General features: G+C 35.7%; 13 protein-coding genes. 9 read left to right on the top strand and 4 right to left on the bottom strand.

Annotated features, from left to right (window positions below; all coding sequences use genetic code 11):
- Nucleotides 1-91: 91 nt before the first annotated feature.
- Nucleotides 92-559, bottom strand: a complete 468-nt coding sequence (locus EG365_RS14880; RefSeq protein ID WP_001290075.1) for an Lrp/AsnC family transcriptional regulator — start codon at nucleotides 557-559, stop codon at nucleotides 92-94.
- Between the two features lie 118 nt (nucleotides 560-677).
- Here EG365_RS14880 and EG365_RS14885 point away from each other — a divergent pair, with 118 nt between their 5' ends.
- From EG365_RS14885 to EG365_RS14910, 5 genes are all read left to right on the top strand, one after another.
- The gene (locus EG365_RS14885; protein ID WP_000972446.1) at nucleotides 678-1,538 is read left to right on the top strand and encodes an EamA family transporter; all 861 of its coding nucleotides are present in this window, start codon (nucleotides 678-680) and stop codon (nucleotides 1,536-1,538) included.
- A 506-nt stretch (nucleotides 1,539-2,044) separates the two neighbouring features.
- On the top strand, nucleotides 2,045-3,394 hold the full coding sequence (locus tag EG365_RS14890; protein ID WP_000633291.1) for an EAL domain-containing protein: 1,350 nt from the start codon (nucleotides 2,045-2,047) through the stop codon (nucleotides 3,392-3,394).
- Nucleotides 3,395-3,524: 130 nt separating this feature from the next.
- On the top strand, nucleotides 3,525-4,457 hold the full coding sequence (locus tag EG365_RS14895) for a lauroyl acyltransferase (RefSeq protein ID WP_000165398.1): 933 nt from the start codon (nucleotides 3,525-3,527) through the stop codon (nucleotides 4,455-4,457).
- A gap of 667 nt (nucleotides 4,458-5,124) precedes the next feature.
- Complete coding sequence (locus EG365_RS14905; RefSeq protein WP_002019866.1) at nucleotides 5,125-5,685, top strand: TetR/AcrR family transcriptional regulator; 561 nt, start codon at nucleotides 5,125-5,127, stop codon at nucleotides 5,683-5,685.
- A gap of 263 nt (nucleotides 5,686-5,948) precedes the next feature.
- Nucleotides 5,949-7,253, top strand: a complete 1,305-nt coding sequence (locus EG365_RS14910; protein WP_000659382.1) for an MFS transporter — start codon at nucleotides 5,949-5,951, stop codon at nucleotides 7,251-7,253.
- Between the two features lie 94 nt (nucleotides 7,254-7,347).
- On the opposite strand, the gene EG365_RS14915 is transcribed toward EG365_RS14910, so the two are convergent.
- Complete coding sequence (locus tag EG365_RS14915) at nucleotides 7,348-7,785, bottom strand: DUF2147 domain-containing protein (protein ID WP_000760336.1); 438 nt, start codon at nucleotides 7,783-7,785, stop codon at nucleotides 7,348-7,350.
- 186 nt (nucleotides 7,786-7,971) lie between these two features.
- Here EG365_RS14915 and EG365_RS14920 point away from each other — a divergent pair.
- A protein-coding gene (locus EG365_RS14920; protein ID WP_085940413.1) for an IS4-like element ISAba1 family transposase occupies nucleotides 7,972-9,062 on the top strand; the annotation gives its coding sequence in 2 pieces (ribosomal slippage) (nucleotides 7,972-8,512 and nucleotides 8,512-9,062; 1,092 coding nt in all).
- A gap of 249 nt (nucleotides 9,063-9,311) precedes the next feature.
- Here the strand turns inward: EG365_RS14920 and EG365_RS14925 are convergent.
- Both EG365_RS14925 and EG365_RS14930 read right to left on the bottom strand, forming a co-directional pair.
- A complete protein-coding gene (locus EG365_RS14925) occupies nucleotides 9,312-10,340 on the bottom strand; it encodes a MerR family transcriptional regulator (protein WP_000925260.1) in 1,029 nt (342 codons plus the stop codon).
- 209 nt (nucleotides 10,341-10,549) lie between these two features.
- Nucleotides 10,550-11,248, bottom strand: coding sequence for a DUF1826 domain-containing protein (locus EG365_RS14930; RefSeq protein WP_000185557.1), 699 nt, complete (start codon nucleotides 11,246-11,248; stop codon nucleotides 10,550-10,552).
- Between the two features lie 251 nt (nucleotides 11,249-11,499).
- On the opposite strand from EG365_RS14930, the gene EG365_RS14935 reads away from it, so the two are divergent.
- From EG365_RS14935 to EG365_RS14945, 3 genes are all read left to right on the top strand, one after another.
- Complete coding sequence (locus EG365_RS14935; RefSeq protein ID WP_000398507.1) at nucleotides 11,500-12,450, top strand: 3-hydroxyacyl-CoA dehydrogenase NAD-binding domain-containing protein; 951 nt, start codon at nucleotides 11,500-11,502, stop codon at nucleotides 12,448-12,450.
- Nucleotides 12,451-12,607: 157 nt separating this feature from the next.
- Nucleotides 12,608-12,802 carry a hypothetical protein gene (locus EG365_RS14940; RefSeq protein WP_001984101.1) on the top strand — a complete coding sequence of 65 codons (195 nt, stop codon included), beginning with the start codon at nucleotides 12,608-12,610 and terminating at the stop codon, nucleotides 12,800-12,802.
- A 252-nt stretch (nucleotides 12,803-13,054) separates the two neighbouring features.
- Nucleotides 13,055-13,513, top strand: a complete 459-nt coding sequence (locus tag EG365_RS14945) for a hypothetical protein (protein ID WP_001127331.1) — start codon at nucleotides 13,055-13,057, stop codon at nucleotides 13,511-13,513.
- The last annotated feature ends 33 nt before the right edge of the window (nucleotides 13,514-13,546 follow it).

Genomic DNA, 13,546 nt, shown 5'->3' on the forward strand with positions numbered 1-13,546 from the left:
AAAAAAAGTGATCAAGCATTGAAATAGAGGTTGAATGTAGCAAGACATAAAAATAGAACAATTGGGTCTTTTAAGCCAAGGATTGAAAAATTTAAATATTCAACTCAAAGTTTACTTTTACGCGATCTAAAACAATGAGTGTTCTATAAGTTTTTACATCCTCATTATCAGCGAAATGTTTTCTAACTAAACTTTCAAAATGAGATAAGTTATTGCTCAGCATGATAATTATAAATGAGACTCCTCCATTCACGAAGTAGCACTGTTGAATTTCTTCAACAGAAGCAAAGTATAGCTTCGCTCTGTCCATAACTACTGAACGATCTTCGCTAAGGCGGACCTCAATAATGGAAGTAATTTTTTCACCAAATTTGAGGGGATTTAAGATAGCGCAATTTTTTAAAATAATTTCCTTTTCTTCCATCCGAGTTATACGCCTTTGTACAGATGCAGCGGATAGACCGATTTTTTCAGAAATTTCTCGATGGGAAGTTTTATTGTCTTTTTGCAGTATTCTTAAGATCGCATAATCAAAATTATCTAAAGAAATCTCTGACATGAGTAAATCTCTCATTAAATGTTAAATATAGAGTTATTTAATCGTTTTACCGTGAAAAATAGAAGAAATATATTGATTATAGAGAATTAAAATTTCAATCATTCCCAGAGCGGTAAATATGATGATTGAGACAAACTCCAAGCAAGGCATGGCATTTGCAGCCGCATTTTTATCTTTAGTTTCTGTACAGATCGGCGCAGCAATAGCAAAAGTCCTTTTTCCGATTCTTACTGCTGAAGGAGTCACCTTAACTCGACTTGCCTTATCGGCCTGTTTCTTATGGATAGTCTTTAAACCATGGCGACAGTGGAATAAACAGACCAATTGGAAAAATCTAATTATTTATGGATCAATCCTCACTTTAATGAATACTTTGGTCTATAAAGCATTTTCTTACATGTCTGTGGGGATCGCTATTTCCATTGAAGTGTTAGGACCACTTACGGTTGCTATTTTAATGTCTAAAAATAAATTAGATTATTTTTGGGGAGGATTATCAATTATTGGTTTGCTTCTTTTACCTATGGGCAATGCAAATAATAACTTTAGTTTTATTGGCATGACGTATGCTTTATTAGCTGCAGTGGGTTGGGGGCTGTATGTGATTTATGGCTCAAAAGTTGCACAAGGTGGTGGTAGCTCTGTTGCGACCGGAATGTTTATAGCGGCTTTATTTGCAACACCTTTAGGTGCATCTCACTTTATCCATATTTTTGATAGTTATAAGATTCTTTTTACATGTTTACTTATGGCGATGCTCGCGAGTGCTATTCCATTTATATTAGATATGATTGCCATGAAAAAACTGCATCCTCGAGTTTTTGGGATTTTACTAAGTGCGTCACCCGCAGTGAGCGCTTTGGCTGGATGGCTAATTTTAAATGAACGATTAAATAGTTTTCAGGTTCTAGGCATAACAATTATTATGGCATCGTGTGCAGGTTGTTCTTATTTTTCTTATAAACGTAATAAGGTATAAGCTGAGACTTCTATATTATTAAAAATAAATATTTCTGGTAAACATGAGATAGACCGATCAAAAATATGAGATGGGTATCTCATGGGTTCTTTAGCTTTTAGCTCCAACCTCAGAACAACAAAGCTAACAACTTGGTCATTAGCAGCATAATTAAGCACACATGTGCATTATTTTAAATGGTCCTATTGATGAATCTAAATAATAAAAATATTTAACGCAAAAATTGTAATTCACTAATTTTTCTGCACTTAAAGGCTGTACCTGAGAGTCATAGGCATGTATCGTTAAGTCATGATACTTTAAAATTATAGAGTGTTTAAAAAGCAGTATCGTTCAAGTGACCTAATCGGGCTATACCATTAAGGTGGTTAAAACTTGATCTCAAAATAATAAGTACAAATCACAATGGGAGAAATGATTACGTTTTATTGGTAAATATTGAAATGGAGTATCAATGACCAAGCTGGCTGGGGTCCTTTAAAGAAATATTTACGGTTGGTTTATTTATGATAACTTCGTCTTACTTTAAAAAACACAAGAAACATTATCGCTCCCTAAAGGACCAACAGCTTACAATCGCAGCCAAAGCAAATATCTTTATTTGTATTATTTTTTGCTTATTTTGGACTATATATTTTGCATTTGCCCAAATGTGGGTGATTGTTTATATGGATATCTGTTTCACACTAATTTCCATATTTAGCTTTTTTCTTATTTATATAAACCGTATTTCGGCAGGGATACTTTTATCACAAGCGGTTTTGCTGGTGTTTCCAGTCGTTTTTTGCTTATTTTTCGATGTTGCTACGCCTGATCGCCCTCGAGTGGCCCATTTGTTTTTACCTGCCGGAGCGATATTGGGATATTTGAATTACCGTAGAGAGCCAAGCTTCTTACAAATTGTTTTAATTTTACTGTCGATTGGCTGCTTTATATTTTTTAGTGGTAGCTCTTTTACTCTCGATAGTGCCATACCTTTATCAGAAGATATTCGTGATCATGGTGGGTGGATAGCCACTTGTGTCGCTACTCTTATGATTTGTATTTCAATTTATACCATGCAATTAGAAATACAAATAGAAAGCAGTATGGAGCACAATCTACGTTTGGCACTCACTAAACAACAATTTGAGCTTTTTTATCAGCCCCAAGTTAATTCGTCAGAAAAACTGATTGGTGCGGAAGCCTTGTTAAGATGGCATCATCCGGTTTTAGGATATATTCCAACAAAAGAGTTTATTCCGGCAGCGGCAACTTTTGGGTTAATGCCAGAGATCGGAGAGTGGGTATTGGCCCAAGCCTGCAAAGTTTTACAGGACTGGAGTAAAAAAGAAGAGACTAAAGATCTTACGCTTTCAATCAATATTAGTGCTGATCATTTTATGCAATCTAACTTTGAGCACACTGTGATTGGTCTGGTTCAGCGGTATGACTTCAATCCCTCTCGGCTCATATTAGAAATTACTGAAAATATTGCTTTAAATAATTGTGCGAGCATGATCGAAAAAATGCATTTCTTGTCTAAGCATGGTATTCAGCTTTCACTTGATGACTTTGGTACAGGGTATTCATCCTTAAGCTATTTACAAAAAATGCCAATTAAACAAATTAAAATTGATCGCAGCTTTGTCCAGGCAGCTTTAGATGATAAACGCAGCAATAAATTAGTGACGGGTATAATTAAAATTGGCCTAGATTTAAACCTTCGCGTGTTGGTAGAAGGAATAGAAACGGCTGAACAGTTTAGTGCTTTTAAAAGTAATGGTTGTACCGAGTTTCAGGGCTATTTATGGGGCTGTCCAATGTCTTTAAATGAGTTTATCAAGCAATTGCCCATCAAGACCGATAAAGAATAAATCGGAGCACTCACCAGTACTGTTTAGCAGTAGTTTGCTAGATTGAGCCTAATATTAAGACACACTTTACAAACGTATGTAGAGTGCGAGTGTGTTAGGATGAATTTCTATACCTCTAGATATTTACAATATGACGAAACCTGAAGCGCAGTATCAATCAGGGCAATTTCAATTTTCCTTTCTATCATTAAAATATTGGGGTATCTGGTTCACAGCTTTTATTCTAATGTTTCTTGCGTACTTGCCTTGGGCAATCCAGTGGCGCTTAGCAAAACTGTTTTCAAAAATTGCTTGGACACTATTGGGTTCTAGAAGGAAAACGACTTTAAGAAATTTAGGTGCGTGTTTTCCGGAAAAAACACCTGAGCAAATTGAAGCCAAGGCTAAGTCGGTTTTTACCGATACGATGATTGGTATATTTGAAGCCTTAAATGCTTGGTATTGTCCTGCATGGTTTAAAAAAAGAGTTCATATAGAAGGCTTGGAACATCTAAATGACAATCGGGATCGGGGCATTCTGCTGTTAGGCACGCATAGCACATTACTCGATGCCGGAGGTGCTGCATGTACGTTATTTTTTGATATGGATGTGGTGTATAGACCTCAAAATAATCCTTTCATGGATTTCCTCATTCATCGTAGTCGCGCTAGGGTTTATAAAAACCAGATTGCAAAAGACAATATGCGTAGCTTAATTGAAAAACTCAAAAATGGTCATGCAATCTGGTATAGCCCTGATCAGGACTTTGGTTTAAAGCAAGGTGTTATGGCTTCATTCTTTGGAATACAGGCAGCAACAGTCACGGCACATCGAAGACTCATGGATATTTCAAACGCTGTTGCAATACCTTTATATTTTTACAGAAGCGGGGATATTCGAGATCCTCAATACAATGTACTGGTAGAACCTAAACTTGAAAATTTTCCTAGCGAATGCGAAGTGAATGATGCTGAACGCGTCAATAAAATTATTGAAAACCAGATTCGGATCGCCCCAACACAATACATGTGGTTTCATAGAAGGTTTAAAACTCGTCCTGCTGGTGAAGCGAAGTTTTACTGATTTTGTTATGCCTTTTTATACAGTCAACTGAGAGATTTAAAGGCCTTTAAACCGAGACTTTATAAATCCCAAATTAACAATAATTTTTAATTATTTATCCTTAGTTTTTAATGATCTAATTTAAAACAAATGTCATTTTGTGTGCTTGACTGTAATAGGGCAGAGCACTATCCTTTGCCTGCTGGCCACATTGCCAGTCGGTTTTAGCAGGCCGTATTTACCCAAAGCACACGAAAAAGTCTCTCTTTTTTGTGGGCATCCCTACGTGCCCCCTCTGCGGCGGAACGGGAGGGGGACATCTTCGGATGTGCTGATTTTTGGGTAAATCAGTCTGCTAACCCCTTTTCGTTTCGCCACCATAATCATTTAGCAGTGATGTGGCGAAACTTCTTTCTTACCCAAAGGAGTTCGCACATGCGTACTATTTCTTATTTATTGGCTTTTGCCAAATTCTCTTTATTTATACCGCCGAAACAGTCTTTAAAACGGCTCTAGGTTTTCTACACCTTAAGAATCGTCACGACTAAAAAATCATATCAACAACAAAACTCGAGATAGGCGAGCACACCACTTGTGCGGCTTTTGCATGCCTGTATTTAGCACTCATTTTAAGAGTGACGGCATTTCTATCTCTTTACATACAACAAGAATTTATAACGGTAAAACTATGCCAAATTTAGAAACCTCTTCTAAAAAATTACACATTATTCGTACCGCTATTCGTTTGTTTACCACACATGGATTTCATACAACAGGCGTAGACCTGATTGTCAAAGAATCAGAAATACCGAAAGCCACCTTGTATAACTATTTTCACTCAAAAGAACGACTTATTGAAATGTGTATAGCTTTCCAAAAAAGTCTACTTAAAGAAGAAGTGCTTGCGATTATCTATTCAAGCCGTTATTGCACGCCAACCGATAAGCTCAAGGAAATAGTAGTTTTACATGTTAACTCTAACAGTCTGTATCACTTGCTACTTAAAGCCTTTTTTGAAATTAAAGTGGCTTACCAGCAGGCTTACCGTATGGCAATAGAGTATAGAAAATGGCTGACTCGTGAAATTTTTGAACTGATTTTTAGCTTAGAAATACGTGCGTTAAAACCCGATGCCAACATGGTTTTAAACTTAATAGATGGCTTGATGTTCGGGTTTTTGAGTACAAAGAGTTTGGATGAAAGGGATGTGGTGGTGGAGTATTTTTTTAAGCCAACTTGTTTGAGGTAAATGAGTTATTTAAATAAAAGGATGTATGGTTTGCTTGATTTTTATTAGATGAGCAGACCATATACACCCTGCAATGATGTGAGCTCATTACTCAGGTTAGATCAAATAATTAGATATAACATACTGTTTATATTATAAAAATTAATATTTTTGACTTTGTGGCGATAATATTGCTATTTTATTTTACGCTAATCGTAAATGGATTACGTATATCATAATTAAAATGGAATTAATTTAAAGCGAGTCATGGAGAAAGGAATACCATGAAAGAAATTGTATTAAGTGATTTGATCAATCAGCAGAAAGTTGGACCTTATCAAAAATTTATTTTGGTTACCTGCCTATTACTAATGATTATGGATGGGTATGACATTCAGTCCATGGCTTACGCAGCCCCACTGATTATAGAAGAATGGGGTGTTCAAAAATCGATGCTGGGAGTTGTGTTTAGTGCAAGCTTGTTTGGTTTGTTTGTTGGATCATTTTTATTAAGTTCACTTTCTGATCGTTTTGGTCGCCGTCCGATACTACTGATCTCGACCTTTATATTCTCCATATTGATGCTGTTGACACCACATGTAGGCAATATTGAGCAATTGACCGTAATCCGCTTTGTTACAGGAATTTTTTTAGGCGGTATCATGCCAAATGTGATGGCTTATAGCTCCGAAATTGTTCCATATCAATCTCGTATTTTTACCATGATGGTCATTTCTTGTGGCTATACGGTAGGGGCAATGTTGGGGGGCGGAATATCAGCCTTACTAGTTCCTTGGGGAGGATGGCAGGCGATTTTTTATTTCGGCGGTATTATCCCTTTAATTATTTTCATTATCACATTCTTTAAGTTACCAGAATCTTTATATTTTTTAAGTGAACATAGCAAAAATAGCTCCAAAATTTTGTTTTGGTTAAAGAAGTTTTATCCAGCATTAACATTCAATGCAGAGATAAAAATCATCAATAATACTGAGGTTCAGGTTAAAAAGTCACCGCTTGAGTTATTTAAAAATCAGCGTGCGTTTTTTACCTATTCCATCTGGATCATCAGTATTTTAAATATGATCAGTTTATATTTTCTGGCAAATTGGCTACCGACTTTGGCCAAAGAGTCCGGGCTTTCATTAAATCAGGCATTGTTGATCGGCTCCACTCTACAATTAGGCGGTACGATTGGTAGTGTGGTGATGGGCCTTAAAATTGATAAGACAGGATTTTATAAAGTATTAATTCCTGTTTTTCTGGTTGCAGTGATTAGTGTTGCTTTAATTGGCTATTCTGTTAGTCATATCGTTTTATTGTTTATTATCATTTTTATTGCTGGCTTTGCCATTGTTGGTGGGCAACCTGCCATTAATGCTTTGTCGGCCAGTTATTACCCAGTTTCACTTCGTACTACAGGGGTGGGCTGGAGTATTGGAATTGCTCGTTTGGGTTCTGTCATTGGGCCGTTATTTGGCGGTTATCTCTCTCAATTTCTGGTCATTACCCATTTATTTGTGATTGCTGCCATACCTTCGCTATTCGTCATTATCATGCTGATGATTCAGGCCAAGTATCGGTCATAATACGGTCTAAATATAGAATTTACATAGTACATATATAGACCGTAATTATGATCTATGAGTAGCTTCAGAGAGTTGGTCACAAGCTACTCATGGATTATTTAACTCGATACCATGTTTGGTTTCGGCCAATTGCAGAAATACCAATGTAGCCACGAGCGGTAAGTTTTTCCCCATCTGGTGATACGGTTACACTAAAGCGATAAGTTTTGTCTGACTGTGGGTCGAGAATAGATCCTTTGTCATATTTATTTTGACCTACGTTTTTTAAATTTTTGACAATGGTTAAACCAATTAAAGATTTATTTTTATAAGTCCCTTCACACATCGTACATTTACTGGCTTCGCTTGGAACAAGGATTTTTTCAATATTTGCGGATAGAAATCCGTTTTTGTCTTGGCTAAATCTTACCAGCGCTCTCGGTTGATTGGTGGCATCATCAATAGTTTTCCAAACACTGCCATGTAGTTTGTCCGAAGCAAATGAATGAATTGAGTAAAAACTCATTAAAAGTAAGAATAAATATTTTTTCATATCAAATGTTTCTCTAATTAAATATGGATGGCTTTAACTGCCAAAATGATTCATTTTAAATTTAACTTCACAGTCTTCTTAGTATTGATCTATAAGCCAAACAATATGTAAAGTTCTCTGTACACGATAAAAATAGATAACTCATTGAAATAATGTCATAATAATTGTTTTCTAACGACGAATACTATGACACATCTCAATGAGTTATATCTTATCTTAAACAAATATCTAAAATGGAACAAGTCACATTTAAAGTGCTTTGCGCTCATCATGCTTGTGATTATTTTAAAGCAAACATGTAATCTTTCTTCTGCATCTAAAGCCTTGCCCATCAAGTGCTTACCACAATCATTTTATCGACGTATGCAGCGCTTCTTTGCAGGTCAGTATTTTGATTATCGTCAAATTTCTCAGTTGATTTTCAATATGTTTTCATTCGACCAAGTGCAACTGACTTTAGATAGAACCAATTGGAAATGGGGAAAACGAAATATTAATATCCTGATGCTCGCAATCGTTTATCGTGGAATAGCGATACCTATCCTTTGGACATTGCTTAATAAACGTGGAAATTCAGATACGAAAGAGCGTATTGCTTTGATTCAACGCTTTATAGCCATTTTTGGTAAAGACCGTATTGTGAATGTGTTCGCAGACAGAGAGTTTATCGGTGAGCAGTGGTTTACATGGTTAATTGAACAAGACATCAACTTCTGCATTCGTGTTAAAAAAACTTCATTGTCACCAATCATTTAGGAAAGAATCATAAAATTAGTGATTTATTTCGCCATCTTAAAGTTGGTCAAATTGAATGTCGTAAACGACGGATTTTGGTTGGTCGGGTGAAACTATATATAAGTGCACTACAGTTAGAAAATGGAGAGCTTTTACTCGTCGTTTCTCCTCAGTTTAATGCCAATGCTATTCAGGATTATGCATTACGCTGGGAAATTGAAACCTTATTCAGTTGTCTCAAAGGACGCGGGTTTAATCTTGAAAATACGCGCTTGACAGACCCTAGACGAGTGAAAAAATTGATTGCGGTGTTAGCTATAAGCTTCTGTTGGTGTTACTTAACGGGTGAATGGCAACATGATCAAAAAAAAGCGATAAAAATAAAGAAGCATGGACGACTCTCAATGAGTTTATTTCGCTATGGTTTAGACTATGTTCAAATGGCGATTCAGCGTTTAATTGGTTTTGGGAAAAAAGAAGAGTTTAAGGAAATTTTGGCAATTTTAAGAAGGCAGAACCCTGATAGGATAAGGGTTCTGTGAAATTTGTCGTGTACAGAGTGTAAAGTTATAATCTATTTGTCTAAATATTATTTTGAATACATTACTTATGCAATTGCGAGAATGGACAGAATTATTAAGTTTTTTAAAGTCATTTAGTCAGTATTGAATCACAGTCTGCAATATTCAGTTTTATAACTAAAAATCTTGAAACTGTTTCTTTACTTTAATCATATTTATGGGTAAATGGCTCTTCCTGAAAAAAAGAGCCATTTAAATTGATAGATAGAACTAAGTAGTATGCTTGAATGCTGCTACTGCTTTTTCTAGAAAGTGTAGGGTAACCGGTTTAAGCCAAGTACCGTCAGCAAGGCTTGGTTCATTTTGCATTGCTGTACGAATCTTTTCTTGAGTGCTTGGATTTTCGCCAGTATAACCTTGTAGCATAGAGAGCCATTGCTGTGCCAAACGCTTTGCTCCTTCACTATTCGGTTTAACCTCAGCGTCAATCAATTTCTCAATATCGACTAATAGTTGAGGCCATTTTTTCATTTCGCGAACATAATTTTCCTTTAAAAAAGCAAACTCATTATCAGATAAATAACGAGCAAAAATACTCAGCTTACTCTCTGAAAAGGCCTTAAGTAAAAACTCAACAACTTCTGGCATTAATCCTAATTTTTCCTGAAATTCAGGTTCTGCAGAATTGATGTTATTTAATTTAACAAGCCATTCTGGATTGGTGCGCGTATTCTGCTCAAGTGTTTTCATCCACTTATGGGCGAGCTTTTGAGCGGTTTCACTGCTAGATGATTCTCCAGCATTAAATACCGTATTTACAGCTTGAGTTAACTCTTGCCATTCTTGGTGGGTTTTAGTACCTGATTGTAAAAATGTAAGCTTTTCAAGTTCTTCTTGCGTAAAGTATTTCTCGTACATTGCTATAAGCTCCAGCATATTTAGCCAATCCTCCAAATCAAGTTCTTCACCATTGATGAGCTGAGATTTCAATTGTCCAAGCTGATTTCGCAATTTCTTCTGCTCTGCCAGTCTTTGATCAATTGCTTGAATCTGCCGATCAATAATCGGTAAAAGTGCTAGATTGGGATCTTCAAGAACCGTATAGATTTCGGCTAGCGACATACCCAGCCCTCGTAATGCTTGAATTTGATGCAAACGAGTGATGTCTTTAGGGGTGTATAGTCGATAACCAGCATCGGAACGGGCCGAAGGCTGAAGTAAACCGATATCGTCATAGTGATGAAGAGCACGGACAGTAAGTCCTGTTTGCTTAGCCAATTCACCAACTTTTAACAGCATCTTTTTAGCTCCTTCTTCCTTAGGCGTGTTTTATGCTAGGGGCTTACGTTACGTGAGGGTCAATGACTTTAAATCATAATTTTTTATTATTTTATTTTTGGTAAATGTTCAGATTTATCTTTTTACTGTGGTTTAACGACCAGAAATTCTTCACGATTCTAAAAGTAATTTTTGGTTTTTGACTGGTTCTATATAAGATTTTGAAATACCTAACAAATCAATAGCAACCGATATTCACCGTCATTTTCAACTGGTGCCCGATGCACACACGGTAAAACCTTTTGAGTTGGATGATCTACTGCTAAACGCCAAATATGTCCAATACCTAAATTTATAGGTTGTGCTTCGGGTTTAGGCTGATAATGTAAATCAAAAAAATACTCTGTTAAAAAGCTTTCAAATTCGGCTTCTGGGCCGTCATGTAAAGCTTTGAGCTTTTCTCTAATTTCAGGAATTAAAACTTTTTGTTCAACCTGATCATTCGGCACAATGTCGCTAGCCGCACCGTGATAAGTACATAAGAATGTGTCGGTTTCAATAGGGGAACGATCAACATGAAATGAATAGACATCTGTTGAAATAAAATCGAGCTCTTCATCACGTTCATAATGCTTAAGTAAATTAAGTAGAGGTGATGCACCCATATCAGTTAAGAGCTGCATGTCTTTTAAAATAATGTCTCGAGCCAAATCACCTTGTTCTGAAAGCTCAAGTGTTAACAGGTCTTCAGTAGAAATTTCGGTAATATTTTCTATTAACTCAAGTTTAGCCACAATTTCTTTAAAGTCGCCCACCAAATTTCTGTGCCAACAAATAGCATTCTTATTTCCCTGAAAATGTGTATTCACAAGTTCAGCAAAAGTAGATACCACTTCAACTTGCTTGTGGTCAGAAAATGTATTCGTCATATTAAAGTTAAATGCTCAAAATCTTGCCAATCATACACCCTTAGTGCTTATAGGGCTGCAAGCAGTAGCCAAAATTTGCTTAAAAAAATGAAGGTAATGCAAGAAAAGTACAATAATGGTATGAAGTTTTGGTTATGCGTGCTTATTATAAAATGGCTTTGAATAACTGAGAAAAGGTAAGAAGTCGACTATTTTTATAGTCATGCAAGGGAATAAGAAAAGTTTTGAAGTAATAAGGTCACGAGGAAGATATGGAAGGAATTAAAACAATCGGTGTAGTTGGTGTCGGTGTCATTGGTGCAAGCTGGACAGCATTATTTTTATATAAAGGCTTTAAGGTAAAGGTGTATGACCCTTACCCAATAGACGAAGAATTATTTAAAAAGAGAATACAGGCAAATCTTAGTGATTTGCTCGCTTTAGATCAGCAAACAGATTCAAGTCATCATTTACAAGATATTTTCCTAAATTTAGAGCTTTACAACAACTTAAAAGATGCGGTGATTGATGCCGATTTTATTCAAGAAAATGCACCGGAGAGGTTAGATTTAAAGCAAAATTTATATCAAGAAATCACTTCATATTGCCCTGAAAAAACATTAATTGCTTCAAGTTCTTCAGGCTTAAAAGTTTCTGACTTTCAAAAAGATGCAACTCATCCCGAGCGTATTTTTTTAGGTCATCCATTTAACCCACCTCATCTATTACCTTTGGTTGAAATTGTGGGTGGAAAATTAACAGATCCGCAAATTTTAAAGACAGCTTCCGAGTTTTATCAAAGTTTGGGTAAGCATCCGATTGTTTTAAAAAAAGAAGTTAAAGGGCATGTAGCAAATCGTTTACAAGCTGCTTTGTGGCGAGAGGCATTTTCACTGGTTAAAGAAGGGGTGTGTTCGGCAGAAGATGTTGATATAGCAATCACCAGTGGGCCTGGGCTGAGATGGGCTTTATTTGGCCCCTACATAAATATGGAACTTGCCAATCAGAAGGGGTTTAAAGAGGCAATTCACCATTTAGGACCACCTATGACCGAATGGTGGAATGATATGCAAAATTTTCAGCACTCTGAAGAAACTACTGAGTTGCTAGAAGAACAAACTAAAGAACTTTTAACACATTATAAAGATGTCGATTTATCTCAGAAAAGGGATAAAGGACTAGTCGATATTTTAAAATTGAGACAACAATTAGAGTTGGATTAAACCAGTTTTTATGAAAGGCCAAACAGTGCTTTATTGAGGTGTTTGGCTTTTTTATTTTTGAGTATTTCGGTACTATTCCTACTCTTCTTTCTGCACACAATCTATAAAAAGCTTGCACTCATCGTAAGCTTTTAGACTGATTAATTTACTAGGGCATATGAAACGTTACTGGAAACAAACCGAATCAATAGCTTCACGTTGGACGACCGAACAAGACTGTTTTTTAATAGAAAATAATTCACTTTCTATAGATGAGCTAAAAGAGCATTTACCATTTTCTGAAGATGAAATAAGAGTTCGTAGATCCGTTCTAGGACTTGTAAGACGAGATCAGCAAATGAGACCGTATTAATTTTACCAAATGGTAAATTTTAATTGAAAATAAATATTTCAAAAGATAATAATATTTTAAAAAAAATTGCGGATGAGTTATCAAAACCATAATTTTTTTAGGTGATTGTTCAATAGTCTTTACATAAAGCTTTAACTACTTACGTTTGAGTATAATATTGTTTCACTCCTTTACATTTGTTTAATCATAATCAGAACCATAAAACATTTTAAGATCAAAACTTTATAACAATTGAGATTGAGGAGGGTAAAAATGCCAAAGTATTTAGCCGTGGCTGAAAAGGTTTATAAGAATATTAAAAAAGACGACTTATTCACTAATGACCTTACACAAAATCTGAATTGTTTAATCAGTCAGATACGTAAGGCCATTAAAGGGACTGAGTTTAAACTTAAGTTCAATTATATTGATTTTGATGAGCAGCTCACGAAGCCTCTTAGTGAATGTAAAGTCAAAGTTGATCTAAGTGTAATGCCGAAGTTTGAAAACGAAGGAGAGTATTTGCTCTGGTTAGCAAGTTTTATCGAGCGAATTACCGATGGTGGAAAACCTAAATTTCCACCAATTTCACAATTAATTCCGCACGGATTTAAAATTTCTAAAGAATCATTTCCTGTGACTGTTGCTCCTCCTAAAGAAGAGCATGCAGATATGATTATTAAATATTTTAAATCGGAAGATTTTATGAAAACCAATAAAACTCCTTCGTAAAAGAATATAGAAGTATTCGTCCACCATACTTCT

Source organism: Acinetobacter sp. FDAARGOS_494 (assembly GCF_003812225.1).
Lineage (GTDB): Bacteria > Pseudomonadota > Gammaproteobacteria > Pseudomonadales > Moraxellaceae > Acinetobacter > Acinetobacter baumannii.

Coding starts and splice junctions, on each gene's coding strand:
- EG365_RS14895 (WP_000165398.1), top strand. CDS start 3,525: ATGACGAAACCTGAAGCGCAGTATCAATCAGGGCAATTTCAATTTTCC.
- EG365_RS14890 (WP_000633291.1), top strand. CDS start 2,045: ATGATAACTTCGTCTTACTTTAAAAAACACAAGAAACATTATCGCTCC.
- EG365_RS14935 (WP_000398507.1), top strand. CDS start 11,500: ATGGAAGGAATTAAAACAATCGGTGTAGTTGGTGTCGGTGTCATTGGT.
- EG365_RS14925 (WP_000925260.1), bottom strand. CDS start 10,340: ATGCTGTTAAAAGTTGGTGAATTGGCTAAGCAAACAGGACTTACTGTC.
- EG365_RS14910 (WP_000659382.1), top strand. CDS start 5,949: ATGAAAGAAATTGTATTAAGTGATTTGATCAATCAGCAGAAAGTTGGA.
- EG365_RS14880 (WP_001290075.1), bottom strand. CDS start 559: ATGTCAGAGATTTCTTTAGATAATTTTGATTATGCGATCTTAAGAATA.
- EG365_RS14885 (WP_000972446.1), top strand. CDS start 678: ATGATGATTGAGACAAACTCCAAGCAAGGCATGGCATTTGCAGCCGCA.
- EG365_RS14930 (WP_000185557.1), bottom strand. CDS start 11,248: ATGACGAATACATTTTCTGACCACAAGCAAGTTGAAGTGGTATCTACT.
- EG365_RS14915 (WP_000760336.1), bottom strand. CDS start 7,785: ATGAAAAAATATTTATTCTTACTTTTAATGAGTTTTTACTCAATTCAT.
- EG365_RS14945 (WP_001127331.1), top strand. CDS start 13,055: ATGCCAAAGTATTTAGCCGTGGCTGAAAAGGTTTATAAGAATATTAAA.
- EG365_RS14940 (WP_001984101.1), top strand. CDS start 12,608: ATGAAACGTTACTGGAAACAAACCGAATCAATAGCTTCACGTTGGACG.
- EG365_RS14905 (WP_002019866.1), top strand. CDS start 5,125: ATGCCAAATTTAGAAACCTCTTCTAAAAAATTACACATTATTCGTACC.